General features: G+C 32.3%; 16 protein-coding genes. 7 read left to right on the forward strand and 9 right to left on the reverse strand.

What is annotated here, in order from left to right:
- Positions 1-21: 21 nt before the first annotated feature.
- The 5 genes from OJ995_RS05865 (at position 22) to OJ995_RS05885 (ending at position 4,971) form a co-directional block, all read left to right on the forward strand.
- Positions 22-849: a DUF6929 family protein gene (locus tag OJ995_RS05865; protein ID WP_264368583.1), complete on the forward strand. Its 828-nt coding sequence runs from the start codon at positions 22-24 to the stop codon at positions 847-849.
- 81 nt (positions 850-930) lie between these two features.
- Positions 931-1,464 (forward strand): RNA polymerase sigma factor, encoded by a 534-nt coding sequence (locus OJ995_RS05870; RefSeq protein ID WP_264368584.1) that lies wholly within the window; start codon positions 931-933, stop codon positions 1,462-1,464.
- Between the two features lie 2 nt (positions 1,465-1,466).
- A complete protein-coding gene (locus OJ995_RS05875; RefSeq protein ID WP_264368585.1) occupies positions 1,467-2,378 on the forward strand; it encodes a hypothetical protein in 912 nt (303 codons plus the stop codon).
- 35 nt (positions 2,379-2,413) lie between these two features.
- Positions 2,414-4,621: a YfbK domain-containing protein gene (locus tag OJ995_RS05880; protein WP_264368586.1), complete on the forward strand. Its 2,208-nt coding sequence runs from the start codon at positions 2,414-2,416 to the stop codon at positions 4,619-4,621.
- An 8-nt stretch (positions 4,622-4,629) separates the two neighbouring features.
- On the forward strand, positions 4,630-4,971 hold the full coding sequence (locus tag OJ995_RS05885; RefSeq protein ID WP_264368587.1) for an FEKKY domain-containing protein: 342 nt from the start codon (positions 4,630-4,632) through the stop codon (positions 4,969-4,971).
- A gap of 1 nt (position 4,972) precedes the next feature.
- Here the strand turns inward: OJ995_RS05885 and OJ995_RS05890 are convergent, their stop codons facing one another.
- Positions 4,973-7,159 carry a tetratricopeptide repeat-containing hybrid sensor histidine kinase/response regulator gene (locus OJ995_RS05890; protein ID WP_264368588.1) on the reverse strand — a complete coding sequence of 729 codons (2,187 nt, stop codon included), beginning with the start codon at positions 7,157-7,159 and terminating at the stop codon, positions 4,973-4,975.
- A gap of 191 nt (positions 7,160-7,350) precedes the next feature.
- Positions 7,351-8,982, reverse strand: a complete 1,632-nt coding sequence (locus OJ995_RS05895; protein WP_264368589.1) for an ABC-F family ATP-binding cassette domain-containing protein — start codon at positions 8,980-8,982, stop codon at positions 7,351-7,353.
- Positions 8,983-9,162: 180 nt separating this feature from the next.
- Here OJ995_RS05895 and OJ995_RS05900 point away from each other — a divergent pair, with 180 nt between their 5' ends.
- Positions 9,163-11,283, forward strand: a complete 2,121-nt coding sequence (locus OJ995_RS05900; protein WP_264368590.1) for a M3 family metallopeptidase — start codon at positions 9,163-9,165, stop codon at positions 11,281-11,283.
- 56 nt (positions 11,284-11,339) lie between these two features.
- Here the strand turns inward: OJ995_RS05900 and OJ995_RS05905 are convergent, their stop codons facing one another.
- From OJ995_RS05905 to OJ995_RS05935, 7 genes are all read right to left on the reverse strand, one after another.
- Entirely contained in the window at positions 11,340-11,558 is a 219-nt protein-coding gene (locus tag OJ995_RS05905; RefSeq protein WP_133607893.1) for a putative signal transducing protein, read from the reverse strand.
- Positions 11,559-11,572: 14 nt separating this feature from the next.
- Positions 11,573-12,187, reverse strand: a complete 615-nt coding sequence (locus OJ995_RS05910; RefSeq protein WP_264368591.1) for a DEAD/DEAH box helicase — start codon at positions 12,185-12,187, stop codon at positions 11,573-11,575.
- A gap of 77 nt (positions 12,188-12,264) precedes the next feature.
- Positions 12,265-13,428: a sigma-54-dependent transcriptional regulator gene (locus tag OJ995_RS05915; RefSeq protein ID WP_264368592.1), complete on the reverse strand. Its 1,164-nt coding sequence runs from the start codon at positions 13,426-13,428 to the stop codon at positions 12,265-12,267.
- A gap of 15 nt (positions 13,429-13,443) precedes the next feature.
- Positions 13,444-14,742 carry an ABC transporter permease gene (locus tag OJ995_RS05920; protein WP_264368593.1) on the reverse strand — a complete coding sequence of 433 codons (1,299 nt, stop codon included), beginning with the start codon at positions 14,740-14,742 and terminating at the stop codon, positions 13,444-13,446.
- Between the two features lie 2 nt (positions 14,743-14,744).
- The gene (locus OJ995_RS05925) at positions 14,745-15,665 is read right to left on the reverse strand and encodes an ABC transporter ATP-binding protein (RefSeq protein ID WP_264368594.1); all 921 of its coding nucleotides are present in this window, start codon (positions 15,663-15,665) and stop codon (positions 14,745-14,747) included.
- A gap of 158 nt (positions 15,666-15,823) precedes the next feature.
- Complete coding sequence (gene dnaJ, locus OJ995_RS05930; protein ID WP_153200892.1) at positions 15,824-16,942, reverse strand: molecular chaperone DnaJ; 1,119 nt, start codon at positions 16,940-16,942, stop codon at positions 15,824-15,826.
- A gap of 60 nt (positions 16,943-17,002) precedes the next feature.
- Positions 17,003-17,566 (reverse strand): nucleotide exchange factor GrpE, encoded by a 564-nt coding sequence (locus tag OJ995_RS05935; RefSeq protein WP_153200891.1) that lies wholly within the window; start codon positions 17,564-17,566, stop codon positions 17,003-17,005.
- Between the two features lie 156 nt (positions 17,567-17,722).
- On the opposite strand from OJ995_RS05935, the gene OJ995_RS05940 reads away from it, so the two are divergent.
- The gene (locus OJ995_RS05940) at positions 17,723-18,385 is read left to right on the forward strand and encodes a YceI family protein (protein ID WP_264368595.1); all 663 of its coding nucleotides are present in this window, start codon (positions 17,723-17,725) and stop codon (positions 18,383-18,385) included.
- Positions 18,386-18,392 lie beyond the last annotated feature (7 nt).

Here is an 18,392-nt window from a genome sequence, read left to right on the forward strand (position 1 = left end):
CATAAAGTTATCGGTAAAAATATGGAAAATTTCAAACTTACTAATCTCTTCACTATAAAAGGTATTGCAGCGCCATCTGGTCTATTGTACTCGCAAAATGTATTATTTGTTATTTCAGATTCTAGCAATTTTTTATATCAATATGATATTGCAAAAAAACTTTTACTAAAATTCCCATTAGTAAAAGATGCCAAGGAAAACATTGAAAAAGCAGAAAAACCTGATTTAGAAAGCATCACACAATATGGTAATCAACTAATTATGTTGGGTTCTGGTTCAACTGCTAAACGTAATACAATGTTTAGTTTAGATTTGGGTTCAGATTCTTTGCAATCACAAGATTTATCAACTCTATATAAAAAATTAAAAGATGTTGGTTCATTTTCAGATGACCAATTGAATATTGAAGGTGCCATTTATGCGCATCAAACCATGTTACTTTTTCAAAGAGGAAATTCAAAGAAAAGTCAAAATGGCATTTTTATTATCCCAAATCATCAAGAAGATGGCATTCGATTTGTGCCGATTTCACTTCCAACTTTAGATGATATTGAAACAACTTTTACTGATGCGATTTTAGTTAACGATAAAATTTATTTCTTGGCTTGCGCCGAAAATACAACATCTACCTATGAAGATGGCGAAGTTTTAGGAACCATTTTAGGCATCATGCATGCACCAACATTTGAAATTATTGACGTTCAATTATTATCGGAACATCAGAAATTTGAAGGCATTACGCTTTACAAGGAATCAGAAATCGAATTAGAATTCTTACTTTGTGAAGACAATGATACCGAAGTTTTAGAAGCTACGATTTATAAATTGACGCTTCCGAAAAATAAATAATTAAAAAAATGAAAACTTTTTTTACTTCCTTCCCAACCTTTTACCAACTTTTCTGCTCTATATAAAAAAGCAAGTTTACCAATGGATGTAAAACACATACAAGGCTGCCGAAAAAACCATCGCGAAGCACAACGCATGGTGTATGAAATTATGGCTCCTAAGCTTTATCGTTTATGTAAACGGTATTTAAAAAAGGAAGAGGAAATTGAAGAAGTATTGGCCGATGCTTTTTTTACAATATTCACAAAAATAGAACAACTAAAAGAAGACTTGGCTTTTGAAGCTTGGGCTCGAAAAATAACGGTAAACAATTGCCTTTTACAAATTAAAAAGAACATCAACTTTAATTTGTATTTGGAAGATGTGAGTTACAATTCGCAACCTTTAGCCGATGAAGTTACCGATTTAGAAGAAGAAGATTTGCTCAATTTACTCCAATACATTCCAGATGGATGCCAAACTATTTTTAATTTGTTTGTGATTGAAGGCTATTCGCACAAAGAAATTGCAGAACAACTAGGCATTAGTGAAGGAACATCGAAATCGCAGTTGAATGCAGCGAAAAGTAAATTAAAAGAATTGGTAAGAACTTTTTATTATCAAAAAGCAAAATAGTCATGGGAACAGAAGAAAAATTATATAAAAAAATACAACAAGCTGCCGAAAACGCAGAGCAAAAAGACTTTCCAGGAATGGAGAAGATTTGGGCACGCGTGGAAGACAAAATGGAAACACAAACGCTTCAAAAAGAGAAACATTTGTGGAAAAAATTAGCAGTAGCAGCATCGATAGTTTTAGTAGGCACATTAGCCTTTTTCTTAATGCAAGAAAAAGAAACTGTAATTGTTCCAGAAAATACTGTTACTACTATTGATTCGTCAAAAAACAACATTCCAACACCTGAATCGGCGAATGGATTAGTAAATACAACTCCTGAAATTAAAAAAGAAGCCGAACAAATTTTGCAACAACAAATTGTAATTCAAAATAACATTGTAATAAACGATACCATCAATTACAAATCAAAAAAAGAAGTTGCACTACCTACTATTGCCATGGAAGAAGTTCAAGAAGTAGCTAAAACGAGTTTGGCTCCGAGTTACAATAACAGTATGTCTAATTCAGCATCCATAAATAATTCAGGCTATTTGGCAAAAGGAAAACGTTATGATGTGAATGTAAGCACAGCCGAGACAACTCAAGAAAAAGATAAAAAAGTAGCTAATGATGATTTAGTTGTGATTGATGGAAAAGCAAGTAAAAAATCGTTGACGAATATCAATCCAGAGGAAATTGAATCAATTACGGTATTAAAAGAACCTGTTTATTTTATCAACGGTATAGAATATTCGGAAGAATCATTATTTGGAGAAAATCCTACGAGTCCTTATGCACCATTGAGTAAACAAAAAATTGACACCATCGTTATTTTACAACCTGAAAAAGCCATTCCAATTTATGGTGAAAAAGGCAAAAAAGGAGTGGTGATTATAACCACCATTGGCGGAAAACCTAAAAACCGTCCTTAAAAAAAGAATCTTTCTATTAACTTAAATTCAATATCATGAAAAACGTAAAAAACTTTTCGTTAGGGATAGCTATGCTATTAACTTTCCTTAACTTCATCACGCTAAGTAGCTTTAATTCAGTCACAAACACAAAAGTTACGATTACTGGAGTAGTTTCAGACGAACTAGGTCCGATAGCAGGAGTAAACATTCAAATTCAAGGTAGTAAATCCAAGACAAGTACCGATTTTGATGGAAAATACAAAATTGAAGCCAATGAAAATGACATCTTAGTATTCACATATACTGGTAAAAAAACACAAAAAATCACCATCAAGAAAAAATTGATTGTGAATGTTTTCATGGAAGATGAAGTTCTAACAGGTAGAGATGTAGAAGTTGTAGGAGCTGTTGGTATTAAAAAGAAACAAGAAGTATACACCTCTTCAATTCAAGTAGTTAATTCTGAAGAAATTACAAAAGCTGCAAATCCTAATGTAGTACAATCTTTATCTGGAAAAGTTTCAGGATTAACTGTAAATACTACAAACAATGGTGTAAATCCAACGACTCGAATTGTGTTAAGAGGAAATCGTTCGGTTTCAAACAATAATGAAGCCTTAGTGGTAATCGACAATGTTATTTCAGATGCAAGAACCCTACAAGCATTACCTCCAGAAGTAATTGAATATACAAATGTTCTAAAAGGCGCTCAAGGAGCTGCATTATATGGCGAACAAGGTGTAAATGGCGCTATCATTGTATTAACAAAAAAGGGGCTAAGCACAGAAGAAAAAAAGAAAGTACAAGATACTATTGCAAAATGTCAGCAGCCAATCGTTGTTCCAAATGAAACCACATCACAAGAAGATTATGATTCTTTTATTGAAAACTCGTTTACAAATCCTAAAAACGAACCACTTTCAACATTTTCAATTGATGTAGATAATGCTTCTTATACTAATGTGAGACGTTTTATCAATAACGGACAAGCAGTACCGAAAAACGCTGTTCGTGTAGAAGAAATGGTTAACTTTTTCAAATACAATTATGAACAACCAAAGTCGAATCATCCATTTTCGATTCATACTGAATATAGTGATAGCCCTTGGAACGAAAAACACAAATTAGTAAAAATCGGGTTGCAAGGAAAACATATTGATAGCGATAATTTACCGAACTCAAATTTCGTTTTTCTTATTGATGTTTCAGGTTCGATGAGTGCTCAAAACAAATTACCTTTATTAAAAGAATCAATGAAAGTATTGGTAAGTCAATTGAGAGAAAATGACAAAGTAGCTATCGTGGTATATGCAGGAGCTGCGGGATTGGTCTTACCGCCTACTTCTGGAAACAATAAAGAAACCATTATAAAATCATTAGACAATTTGAATGCTGGCGGAAGTACAGCTGGTGGAGCAGGAATTGAATTGGCCTACAAAATCGCTACAGAAAATTTCATCAAAGGAGGAAACAACCGCGTTATTTTAGCTACGGATGGTGATTTTAATGTGGGAACTTCATCAAACAAAGACATGGAAACTTTAATTGAAGAAAAACGTAAATCAGGTGTATTTTTAACTTGTTTAGGTTACGGAATGGGAAATTACAAAGACAGCAAAATGGAAATTTTAGCGGATAAAGGAAATGGAAACTATGCATACATCGACAACATTCAGGAAGCGAATCGTTTTTTAGGAAAAGAGTTTAAAGGAAGTATGTTTGCGATTGCAAAAGATGTGAAAATTCAAATTGAATTCAATCCAAAACACGTTCAAAGCTACCGATTGATTGGCTATGAAAACCGCAAATTACGTCCAGAAGATTTTAGAAATGATGCGATTGATGCTGGGGAATTAGGAAGTGGTCACACCGTTACAGCTTTGTATGAAATAATTCCTGTTGGAGTTGAAAGTAAATTTACCAATGAAATACCGGATTTAAAATATACAGAAACTGTAAAATCTACTAAAGACTATTCGAATGAATTGGCTACAATAAAATTCCGTTATAAAAAACCAGATGGAGAAAAAAGTATCGAAATGGTTCAGATAATTGAAAACAAACCGATTGCATTACAAAACACCAGCGAAGATTTTAAATTTAGTTCGGCTGTTGCTTGGTTTGGATTGAAATTAAGAGATTCAAAACTAGTAGACAACAAATCATCAGTTGCTATAAAAGCATTAGCTTTACAAGGAAAATCTAATGATGCAGAAGGATATCGTGCGGAGTTTATTCGATTGGTGGAAGCGGTTAATTAAAATTTAAAATGAAAAATTTATTTATAACTTTATCTTTTCTCTTGTGTTTGACTCTACAAGCACAAGAGAAAAGACAAAACGACACCATTAAAATCGAAATTAATTCAAACACTAAAACGATTTATGTTTTAGGCGGAATTGCAGCTGTAATCACCAAAGAAGATTTGGCTTTTGCTAAAAAATACAATATTCAGTTTCATGATTTTGGTTGCATTGCTCCTACTAATTTTAAGGAATATGAAACGAAAAATGAATTAGTTTTTGAATTTTTAAACAAAACATTTGGAAAACAATGGCAAAAAGAAATTAAGCAAAGTGTTATGGGTTTTGAGAAGTGGAGAAAAAAATAACTCAAATATACCTCGAAATTACATTTTCTAAATCGGAATACTCAAATGGTTTTACCAAAACATCGGTAAGACCATTTTTCTTTTCTAAAATTTCTTTTAGAATATTTTCTTTGTCAGAAGCGGTTAATGCAATGATAGGCGTTTTGATTCCAAGGTTTCTGATTTTAATAGAAGCTTCAATTCCGTTCATAACTGGCATATTAATATCCATCAAAATGACATCAAAATTATTCTCTTCTACTAACAAAAGTGCTTCCAATCCGTTTTCAGCCATTTGAAAGGTGTGGCCGTTTTTCTCTAAAAGTTTTTTAGTCACCATTTGGTTGATTTTATTGTCTTCCACAACCAAAATGTTCAAGTTCTTTAATTTTGTATGAGAATGTGATTTTAGTTGGTCAGAAGCCACAATTTCATCAGCTGGAATATGAGGAAATAAAACAGTAAACTTACTTCCTTCTCTGATTTTACTTTCAACTGAAATACTACCTTTGAACAATTCTACCAATCGTTTCACAATGGATAATCCAAGTCCAGTTCCTTTATATTGCTCTTGTAAATTCACATCAACCTGAACAAATTTTTCAAAAATTTTATCAATATATTCTTCTGGAATTCCAATACCAGTATCTAAAACTTCTAATTTTAAAAACGAATTATTGTTCACCTTTTCTAAAGACAAGCTAAGTGTAACTTTTCCTTTTTTAGTAAACTTTAATGAATTACTAACTAAATTGATTAAAATTTGAGAAAATCTAGTTAAATCCGTTTTAATAAATTGAGGAACTTCGTCTGAAATCGAAACAATTATTTCATTCTTGTTTGACTTTGCAATCACATTCATTGATTCTTTAATATGACCAATTTCTTCTCTAACGTTGATGTTCTCATAATTGAATTCAATATCATTATCTTCAATTTTGTAAACATTTAAAACGTCATTAATTAGAGTTAATAGATAGTGAGATGAAAATTTTAAAGCATTAAAATAAGGACTGTTCTTAATTTCCTTGTGTTCACTTTCCAAAATTTCAGCCATTCCAATTACACCATACAAAGGAGTTCGTAACTCGTGACTTACATTAGATAAAAACTGTGTTTTCAATCGGGTTGCCTCTTCTGACTTTTCACGAGCTACTTGTAATTGATAGTTGTAATCCGATAATTTTTTACTAAGGCTTCTGTAATTTATAAATCCTTTGAAAATAAAAATCAAAAACACGATTACAAATCCAAGAAACCACAATACTACTTTGTTAAAACGATTTGCAGCATTCATTTTTTGCTGTTGAATCTTCTTCTCCGTTTCAATTTGTTGCACCTTATATTTGTATTCGAGTGCTTCAATATCTCCACCGGCCATTTTTATTTCAATATTTCTTTCTTTACTGAAAAGTTCGTCTTGTAATTGATCGTGCTTTTCTAAATAATAAAGCGCTTGTTCTGTTTTCTTGTACTTTTTATAAAATTGATAAACCATGGCATAAATATCCATTTGATGCGATTTATGATATTCTATATCCTGATATTTAAAATCAGAAACGCATTTTAAATAATTTTTTTCTGCATTTGGAAAATCATTTTTCATTTCAAAATAATAGCCCATTAACGAATAATACGACATTCCTAATTCGTAATCATCAGTGGTCATTTTTTTTTCTACTAACTGCAAATAATATTTCCCTTTATCAAATTCATTTATTTCTAAATATACATCTGCCAAATTAATTTCTGCAAAAGCTATATCTCTTGGCGCATCTAACCTCTTTGATAATTCATATGATTTTTGGTAGTAATAAAGTCCTTTTTTAGAATCTTTCAGTCTGAAATAATACAAATTACCGATGTTATTATACAAGTAATTTTCTATAGTATCATTTTTGGCTAATTGAGCATAAGAAACTCCAGAATTATAATATTGAATGGATTTTTTTAGATCACCAAATTCTTCAAAATTTAACCCAATAATATTATAAGAAGCCGCAGCCATGTCGTACTTATTTCTCTTTAAAGCATATTCTAGAAGTTGTTGAGAATACAATAAAGATTCGCTGCATTTCAAATCGTTTAGTCCTTTTAAAGCTTTATCATATAAACCTCTTGCATACTTATCTTTATAACCAATTCCTTGTCCAAAGGACAGTTGGAAGAAGAATAGCAAACAAAAAAATACAATAGCTTTTTTAAACATTTTTAATCAAGAGAGATTTGTTAAATTTTAGGCTAAAAATGAAATAAATATTTGGGTAAGCATACAAATTTAAAATTTTTATTGAATTGACCAAGTCATTGTTAAGAATATTAATAAAAAGATAAACTAAAGCAAATTCATTTTAAAACAAAAAAAGCTCCATTTAAGGAGCTTTTTTTGTTTTAAAAATCTTATTTCTCAATTTCTTTCAAAGAATCCATTTTCTTATGAGCTAAGAATCCTTTAATATCTTCAAAATGTTCTTTTACTCGTTTGTGTCCAAATTCGAATACTTTTTCAGCTAAACCGTCTAAGAAATCACGATCGTGAGAAACCAAGATTAAGGTTCCATCAAAATCACGTAAAGCATCTTTGATGATGTCTTTTGTTTTCATATCTAAGTGATTCGTTGGCTCATCCAGAATCAAAACATTCACTGGTTCTAATAATAATTTAATCATAGCCAAACGCGTTTTTTCACCTCCAGAAAGTACTTTTACTTTCTTTTGAATATCGTCGCCTTTGAACATGAAAGCGCCTAATAAATCTTTTATTTTTGTACGTACATCACCAACAGCAATTTGGTCAATCGTTTCAAAAATGGTCATTTCTCCATCTAATAACGATGCTTGATTTTGTGCAAAATACCCAATTTGAGCATTGTGCCCTACTTCTAACTTACCTTCAAAATCAATTTCTCCCATAATCGCTTTAATCATGGTTGATTTTCCTTCTCCATTTTTCCCAACCAAAGCTACTTTTTGACCACGCTCGATAACCATATTTGCATCTTTGAACACCACATGATCACCATACGTTTTTGATAAACCTTCTACAACAACTGGATATTGCCCAGAACGTGGCGAAGGTGGAAATTTTAATTTTAATGCAGAAGTGTCAATTTCATCTACTTCAATTGGAACAATTTTTTCCAACATTTTTACACGCGATTGTACTGATTCTGTTTTTGAGAAAGTTCCTCTAAAACGATCAATAAACGCTTGGTTCTCTGCGATGAATTTTTGTTGCTCGTCGTAAGCTTTTTGTTGGTGAATTCTTCTATCTTTTCGCAATTCTAAATATTCAGAATATACAGCTTTGTAATCATAAATTCGTCCCATTGTAACTTCAATAGTACGATTGGTAATATTATCAACAAAAGTTTTATCGTGGGAAATTACCATAACCGCTTTTGCCTGATTAATCAAGAAATCCTCTAACCACTGAATACTTTCGATATCCATGTGATTCGTAGGCTCATCTAATAAAATTAAATCGGGTTTTTTCAAAAGGATTTTAGCTAATTCAATTCGCATTCTCCAACCTCCAGAAAATTCGGAAGTTTGTCTCGTAAAATCTTCACGCTCAAAACCTAACCCTTTTAATACTTTTTCAACTTCCGCTTCATAATTTACTTCTTCAATCGAATAGAATTTTTCAGATAGTTCAGAAACACGTTCAATCAATTTCATGTAGTCATCACTTTCATAATCGGTACGAATCGTTAATTGCTCATTGATTTCGTCGATTTCTTTCTTCATATTTAACACATCAGCAAACGCTTTAGATGTTTCTTCCATTACGGTACAATCATCAGAAGTCAATAAATGCTGTGGTAAATATGCAATTACAGCATCACTTGGCGCCGAAATTACACCACGTGTAGGTTTGTTTTCTCCAGCTACAATTTTTAAAAGCGTAGATTTTCCTGCTCCATTTTTACCCATTAAGGCAATTTTATCATTTTCATTGATGGCAAAAGTTACTTCGCTAAAAAGAGTGGTTCCGCCAAATTCTACGGCGATGTCGTTTACTGTAATCATTTTTTAAAGTAAAAAGTTATAAGTAAAAAGCTAAAAGGCATTTTACTGAAATTTTTGAAGGTGCAAAGATAACTTTAAAATTCAGATTTTGGAATGCTGTAAACACATTTCATAAAATATAGTTAAGTTTTAGTCATACCAATAGAAATCTACTATTTTTACGTTTTAAAATTCGCTAAAATGAAAATCAAAACATTACTTTTATTTTCAGCATTAACAGGTGCTGTTTCCATACATTCACAAGAAAAAAATAAAATCACTATGAATCCGTTTTTTGAAACATATACAACGCCTTATCAAGTTCCTCCATTTGATTTAATTAAAAATGAACATTTTAAACCTGCCATTCTAGAGGGAATCAAAAAACAAGAAGCTGAAATCAATTCGATTGTTTCGAACAAAGAAAAACCAACGTTTGACAACACTGTTTTGGCTATGGAAAACTCGGGAAAATTATTAGCTAAAGTAAGTACCGTTTTCTATAATTTAAATAGTGCAAATACCAATGAAGAAATTCAAGCGATTGCGAAAGAATTGGCTCCAAAATTATCAGCACACAATGATAATATATATTTGAATGATGCTTTATTTAAAAGAGTAAAAGTCGTTTGGGACAACCAAAAGAATTTCAAATTGAACAAAGAACAAGCTAAAATCTTAGAAAATTTGTATAAAAACTTCGTACGAAGCGGTGCCAACCTTTCAGAAGAAAACAAAAAACGATTGAGAGAAATCAACTCTGAAATGGCTGTTGCTACTTTAAAATACGGACAAAATATACTAGCTGAAACGAATTCGTACGAATTAGTAATTTCTGATAAAAACGATTTATCGGGATTACCAAACGAACTTATTGAAACCGCAGCTGCTGATGCAAAAGCGAAAGGTAAAGCTGGAAAATGGGTATTTACATTATCAAACTCAAGTGTGATGCCATTTTTACAATATAGTTCAAATAGAAAATTACGCCAGGAAATTTGGAATGCTTACCAAATGAGATCTAACAATGGAAACGACAAAGACAACAAATCATTAGCAATCAAAATTGCAAATTTAAGAGGCGAAAAAGCACGTCTTTTAGGATATGCTACTCATGCTGATTATGTTTTAGAAAAATCGATGGCTAAAAATCCAGAAACAGCTAACAAATTATTGAATGATTTATGGATTCCAGCTTTAAATATGGCAAATAAAGAAGCTGCTGATATTCAAAAAATGATCCAAAAAGAAGGTATTAATGAACCTGTTCAACCTTATGATTGGAGATATTATACCGAAAAAATCAGAAAAGAACGTTTTGATTTAGACGAACAAGAAATGAAACCTTATTTCAGTTTGGAAAAAACAAGAGAAGGTGTTTTTACCGTTTGTAAAAATTTATATGGATTACAATTCAAACAGTTAAACAATGTTCCAAAATACCACGAAGACGTTACCGTTTGGGAAGTAACAGAAGCTAACGGAAGTCACGTTGGAATTTTATACATGGATTTTCACCCAAGAACTTCAAAAAGAGGTGGCGCTTGGATGACTTCATACCGAACTCAAAAAATGGAAAACGGAAAACGTGTAGCTCCTGTAGTTTCTATTGTATGTAATTTCACAAAACCAACAGAAAATGCTCCAGCTTTATTAACTTTCGATGAAGTGAGTACATTCTTTCACGAGTTTGGACACGCTTTACACGGATTACTATCAAACGTAACCTATGAAAGTTTAGCAGGAACAAGTGTTCCAAGAGATTTCGTTGAATTACCATCGCAAATTATGGAAAACTGGGCTGCCGAACCAGAAGTAATGAAAATGTATGCCAAACATTATAAAACAGGTGAAATAATTCCAGATGCGTTAATTGAAAAAATGCAAAAAGCAGGAACTTTTGACCAAGGATTTGTAACTACCGAATATTTAGCGGCTTCTATTTTAGATATGGCTTATCATACTCAAAAAACAGCAATTACTACAGATGCTGAAACGTTTGAGATAGAAGCAATGAACAAAATTAATTTACCAAGCACAATTATTCCTAGATACAGAAGTACATATTTCAACCACATTTTTGCTGGAGGTTATTCGGCTGGATATTATAGTTATATTTGGTCAGGCGTATTAGATACCGATGCTTTTGAAGTATTTAAAATTAATGGATTATTCAATTCAGATTATGCAAAATCGTTTAGAAAAAACGTTTTAGAAAAAGGAGGAACAGAAGATCCAATGGAATTATACAAAAGCTTCAGAGGTGCCGAACCAAGTGTGGAACCACTGTTAAGAAAAAGAGGTTTAGACCAAGTAAAATAAAACCAAAAAGCTCCTGAAAATTCAGGAGCTTTGTTTTTTAAATATATTGAAGAAGTTTACAAACTCATCCTAAATTCTTCTAAAACTGGACTGATCTTTCCGTAATAACGTTCATCTACAAATAATTCTACAGCTAAATCAGAAGAACCAAATCCAGCCATACGAGCCGATTGTAAGTTATCCTTTTTTACTACTTCAACTCCAACAGCTTCTATTTTTTGTTTCAATGCTTCAGCAAGAATTTCACTTCCCGAAAATACTTTCATTATTCCCATATCTTTTACTTTACCTAATCTTCTGATTCGAAGAAAAGTGGTTCAATCATTATTCTATCGGCTAAAACTTCTACTCTTTCGGTAATTTGAGAACAGAAAAATAAACGTTGTGTTTTTTCAGCACTCATAGAAAGTCTTTGAATGATTGAATCTTCGCGTTTACGCAACATTTCTTCTACATCATCAACCACAAACATTTTAATGGTGTTCATGTTAAATCCTGCCGAAGAAAACATTTCGTTGATACGAATAGGCGTTCCAATCAAAACATCCATTCCTAAAGAAATTTGATTTTTATCGTAGTCCATATCGCCTTTTTCATGTACTCCAAAAACACGTAAATTTGTGTAATGGTTTAGTTTTTTGAATTGCTCAACTGCTTCCAAAACTTTTTCTTTGTCCTGAACCAAAACCAGAGCACGTGTACTTTCACCCACTGGTTTTTCCATTCTTTGAATTACATTCAATAAAATAGTAGTGGTTTTTCCAGAACCGTTTGGCGATTGAATAACCGCATCAACACCACTTTTAATGGTTGAAAATGTTTCTTGTTGTAACTCATTCGCTTCAATAAAGTCGTTTTCAATTAACGCTTTCTGAAGGTTGGTGTTTATTTTTTTTAATTGCATTTTTATTTAGTAATTAGTGAAGAGTGAATAATAATTAGCAAACTATTCACTAATTACTAATCACTTTTCACTTGGTATTATTTACTCGCAAATAGTTGCACGTCTTGTTCTGATATTTCGGCTCCACCTAAAATAATTAAACGTTCTACTACATTTCGTAACTCACGGATATTTCCGGTCCAATCGTATTCTTGTAATAGTTTTATGGCTGATTTGGAAAAACTTTTCACAGCATTTCCTTGTTCTGAAGCGATTTTAGCAGCAAAATGCTCTATTAACTCTGGAATATCATCTCTTCTATCATTTAAAGCCGGAACTTTGATTAAAATTACTGCTAAACGATGATATAAATCTTCTCTGAATCTTCCTTCTTCGATTTCCTTTTTTAAATCTTTATTGGTAGCTGCAACCACACGAACATTTACTTTAATGTCTTTGTCTGCTCCTACTCTTTGAATTAAATTTTCTTGTAACGCACGTAAAACTTTAGCCTGAGCTGATAAACTCATATCGCCAATCTCATCTAAGAAAATGGTTCCGCCATCAGCCGCTTCGAATTTTCCAGCTCTGTCTTTTACAGCTGAAGTAAAAGCACCTTTTACGTGACCAAATAATTCACTTTCAATCAATTCAGACGGAATAGCAGCACAGTTTACTTCGATTATAGGAGCAGATGAACGCTCGCTTCTTTCATGTAATTGATGCGCTACTAACTCTTTTCCAGTTCCGTTTGGACCGGTGATTAAAACTCGGGCATCCGTTGGAGCTACTTTATCAATCATAGTTTTGATATGATTAATGGCTTCACTATTTCCAATCATTTCGTAGTTTTTAGAGACTTTCTTTTTCAAGATTTTGTTCTCTACTACTAATTGTTTTTTATCTAATGCATTTCGAACCGTATTCAATAAACGATTCAAATCGGGCGGTTTTGAAATGTAATCAAAAGCTCCTAAACGCATGGTATTTATTGCTGTTTCCAAATCGCCATGACCAGAAATCATGACCATTGGAATTTCAGGTTTTATTTTTTTTACGGCTTCTAACACCTCAACACCGTCCATTTTTGGCATTTTGATATCGCAAAGAATTAAGTCATAATCTTCATTTTTGACTTTTTCAACTCCTTGTAAACCATCTTCTGCTTCTTCAACTTTGTACGAATCATTTTCTTCGGAAAGTATTTTAGTCAATACTCTTCGAATTGCTGCTTCGTCTTCTATGATAAGGATTTTACTCATTATTATGTGTTGGCTTTAATATTTCAACCATTTATATAATTCTTTCCAAGTTGGTTTTTTTCCGTACATTAAAATACCTACTCGGTAGATTTTTGCCGCAAACCAGACTACAAAGATAAACGTTCCGTACAATAAAACTACAGAAAGTGCTAATTGCCATAATGGCACTCCAAAAGGAATACGCATTAGCATCACAATTGGCGAGGTTAATGGAATTAAAGAGAAGACAACTGCAACTGTTCCGTGAGGATCATTCATAACTGTTAAAAACCCAACATACACCGCTAACATTAAAGGCATAATGATAGGCATTAAAAACTGCTGCGAATCGGTTTCAGAATCTACTGCAGCACCAATAGCGGCATAAAATGAACTATATAAAAAGTAACCTCCAATGAAGAAAACTACAAATGAAATTAAAATTGAAGCCACTGGGATTTCATTCATATACAAATGAATTTGATCCATGAAATTCGTTGCTACTTCTGCTTGTTCGGCCGTAATTTGAGATGTTGCTATGGCTTCTTGATTGCCTCCCATAAAGAAAGAAGCTCCAATCATGATAGCACCTCCAAGTACAATCCAAATTAAAAATTGCAAAATTCCTGCTAATGATGTTCCAATGATTTTACCCATCATTAATTTGAAGGGTTTTACCGAAGAAATGATAATTTCGATAATACGATTCGTTTTTTCTTCAATTACACTTCGCATTACCATATTTCCGTAGATAATGATGAACATCATGATTAAATATCCGAAAGCGAAACCAATTGCAATTTTAATTTCGTTTAAGAATTTTAATCCATCTTCACCTGAAAATTTTGCAAATTGAACTTCTGATTTGATTTTAGCTTTTTCAATTGTATCAGAATTGAATCCCAATTTTTCTAAATTTTCTTTATTTAACTTGGCATCAATAGTTCTTTGCAAAGCCATTAAGAAATCCATTTTTGGACTATCATCCGAAATATAAGTGGTTTTAGTGGCTAATTCTTCAATATTTTTCACTTCTGGAACATAAATTAATCCTTCAAATGCATTGCTTGAAGAATCTTTTGCCTTGTCGTAAGACAAACTCGAAAGATTCACATATTTAATATCTTCTGAATCTTTAAAATCGTTTACAAACACACTAGCTCTATCATGAACTCCAATTGTTTTTACTTCGCCTTTGTTTACACTTGATAAATAAGCAATAAAAAAGGTCATTCCCACAATCAATAACGGACCTAAAAAAGTCATTACGATAAATGATTTATTGCGCACTTTTGCAATAAATTCTCTTTTGATAATTAAAGATAATACGCTCATAATTATTGACTAACGGTTTGAATGAATATATCGTTTACACTTGGAATTTTCTCAACAAAATGTGTCACTTGACCAAATTGCGTTAGGATTGAAAGTAATTCGTTTGAATTGTACTGACCTAAATGCACTTCTAATTTTAAATCATCGTTTAGCGATTTGAAATTGGTTTGATTTAAAGTGAATTTATGTGTTAGTTGCAACATTAACCCTTCAATATTATTAGTAACGATTCCCACTTGGAACGTATTCGTACGATGTTGGCGTTTTACATCTTCCAACTTCCCTTCGATTAATTTATTCGATTTGTGAATCAACGCAATGTAATCGCACATCTCTTCTACAGATTCCATTCGGTGTGTAGAAAAAATTACTGAAGTTCCTTTTTTATTTAATTCGATGATTTCATCTTTGATCAAATTCGCATTAACTGGGTCGAAACCAGAAAATGGTTCGTCTAAAATCAACAATTTCGGATTATGCAATACAGTAACCACAAACTGAATCTTTTGCGCCATTCCTTTCGAAAGTTCCTGAATTTTCTTGTCCCACCAACCTTGAATTTCTAATTTTTCAAACCAGTACTTCAATTGTTTTTTAGCCTCAGCTTCTGGCATTCCTTTTAGTTGAGCCAAATACAAACACTGCTCGCCTACTTTCATGGTTTTGTACAAACCGCGTTCTTCGGGCATATAACCAATATATTGTACATGTTCTGGCTTTAACTTTTCGCCATCTAAAAGCACCACACCGCTATCTGGCATGGTAATTTGATTAATGATACGAATAAGCGATGTTTTTCCGGCACCATTTGGACCTAAAAGTCCGTAGATACTTCCTTTAGGAACTTGTAGCGAAACATTGTTTAGAGCGGTATAATCGCCATATTGTTTTACTACGTTTTGTACTTCGAGAATATTGCTCATAAATTGAGTTGATTTTGTTTATTTATTAGTAGCAAAAAGAGGAAATTGTTACAAAAAAAACCCACCCTTTATTGCTAAAGGATGGGAAAAATTGCTATGAAAAAGAAAAACTCACTCTCCTAAGAAAGTGAGTTTCAAATGTATTAAATAATATTTAATTATGAAAACATATCTTTAACTTTTTCGAAAAAAGATTTATCTGATTTCTCTGGTTTCGGAATAAAGTTTTCATCTGTAAGCATTTTCTCAAAAAATTGCTTTTGTTCTTTGTTTAATGTTTTTGGTGTCCAAACGTTTACATGAACTAGCAAGTCACCGTTCCCATAAGCATTTATACTTGGAACACCTTTACCTTTTAATCTCAATATTTTACCCGATTGAATTCCTTCTTCCAACTTGATACGAACTTTTCCAGAAACGGTATCAATTTCTTTAGAAACTCCTAAAGCAGCTTCAGCAAAACTAATGTACAAATCGTAATGTAAGTTTTCGCCTTCGCGTTTTAAGAATTCGTGTTCCACTTCTTCAATGGCAACAATTAAATCACCTGGAATACTATTCGTTCCTGGCGCTTCGTTACCTTTTCCGGCAACTTTTAATTGCATTCCATCAACTACTCCTGCCGGAATTTTGATTGAAACGGTATCTTCTTCTAACAACATTCCTTGCGCATCTGCACCAGCTGGTTTTTGGTCTAAAATTTGACCCGAACCACTACAAATATGACAAGTAGTTGCAGTTTGCATTCTACCTAAAATAGTGTTAGCAATTTTCATTATTTGTCCAGAACCATTACAAGTAGGACAAGTTCTATAAGTTACTCCTTTAGCCTGAACTTTACGTTTTACTTTGACTTTCTTTTCAACTCCATTAGCAATTTCTTCCAAAGTTAATTTCACTTTGATGCGAAGATTGCTTCCTTTTACTCTACGTTGGCCTCCGCCACCGCCAAATCCTGAAAATCCGCCACCGCCAAAAGCGCCACCAAAAATATCTCCAAATTGACTGAAAATATCATCCATGTTCATGTGTTGACCACCGCCAAATCCACCACCATCAAAAGCTTGGTGACCATATTGATCGTATTTAGCTTTTTTGTTGGCATCGCTTAAAACTTCATAAGCTTCAGCAGCTTCTTTGAATTTTTCTTCCGCTTCTTTATTGCCTGGATTTTTGTCAGGGTGAAACTCGATTGCTTTCTTACGATACGCTTTCTTAATTTCTTCTGGTGTAGCATTTTTTGAAATGCCTAATATTTCGTAAAAATCTTTTTTCATTACATCTTGTATTATAATATGTAGAAAAAGACAAGTTATGACTTGTCTCTACGGTAAAAATTATTGTCCGATTACAACCTTTGGGAAACGAATAATTTTGTCTCCTAATTTGTAACCTTTTTCAATTACGTCAACAATTTTACCTTTTAATTTGTCATTTGGTGCTGGAATTTGAGTAATAGCTTCAGCAAAATCGGCATTAAAAGCGTCTCCTGCTCTAACTTCTACTTCTTCCAAACCTTTAGAAACTAAAGTACTTCTCAATTTATCATGAATCAATTGCACACCTGTAACTAATGCTTCATCATCAGACTTAGAAACTTGAGCCCAAGCTCTGTCAAAATCGTCTAAAACCGGCAACATAGCTTGTAAAACTTCTTGATTTGCTGTTTTAAACAAATCGATGCGTTCTTTGGCAGTTCTTCTTTTATAATTTTCAAATTCAGCAAAAAGACGTAGAAATTTATCTTTTTCGTTACTTAATTCTTCTTGCAATTGTTCTTCTACCGACAAATCTGGTGTTGGAATTCCTTGATTTTCTGAAACATTTTCTTCATTAATGTTCTCCTTTTCGATGTTTTCAGTACTTTCTTGATTCATATTTTTGAATATTTTTTTAAACATTTTTACTTTAGTAAATGGGATTGCAAATGTATTGCCAAATGTTTAAAAATGTCAAATTGTCAGCCAAATTTATTTGAATTAAAATTTTAGCAAGCTTTTAAGACAATTTAAAAATTCGATTTATTAAGTTTGTGAGAACTAAAAAAAAATTAAAACATGAAAAAAATCATCTTAAGTTTATTTGTTTTGGCTACCATTTCTATGAATGTAGCTTGTAAAGGAGAAAAAGAAAATGGTGAAGCTGGCGAAGTAGCAACTGCAACTGCCGAAAGTACAACTTATGTGGTTGATACAAAAGCATCAGCAATTGAATGGATTGGTTCTAAACCAGCTGGAAAACACAACGGAACTATTAATTTAAAATCAGGTGAAGTTGCCGTTAAGAATGATAGTATTCAAAGTGGGAAATTTGTAATCGATATGAATTCAATTGTAGTTACCGATTTGAAAGCAGGTGACGGAAAAGAAGATTTAGAAGCACACTTAAAAGGAACCGGCGATAAAGAAGGAGAAGATCATTTCTTTAACGTAGGTAAATTTCCAGAAGGAATGTTTGAAATTACTTCTATCACTTCTGAAAATGGAAAAGCTACTGTAAACGGAAATTTAACTTTAAAAGGAGTTACAAAACCTGTAACATTTCCTGCAACTGTTGCGTATGAAGGAAACAATATGACTTTAACTTCTGATTCTTTCCAAATTAACAGAACTCAATGGAATGTTAACTACGCTTCAAAATCAATCTTTGATGATTTAAAAGATAAGTTTGTAAACGATGAAATTGAATTGGTTGTAAAATTAAAAGCAACAAAACAATAAAAACGAA

The organism is Flavobacterium lacisediminis (assembly GCF_025909975.1).
Classification (GTDB): domain Bacteria; phylum Bacteroidota; class Bacteroidia; order Flavobacteriales; family Flavobacteriaceae; genus Flavobacterium; species Flavobacterium lacisediminis.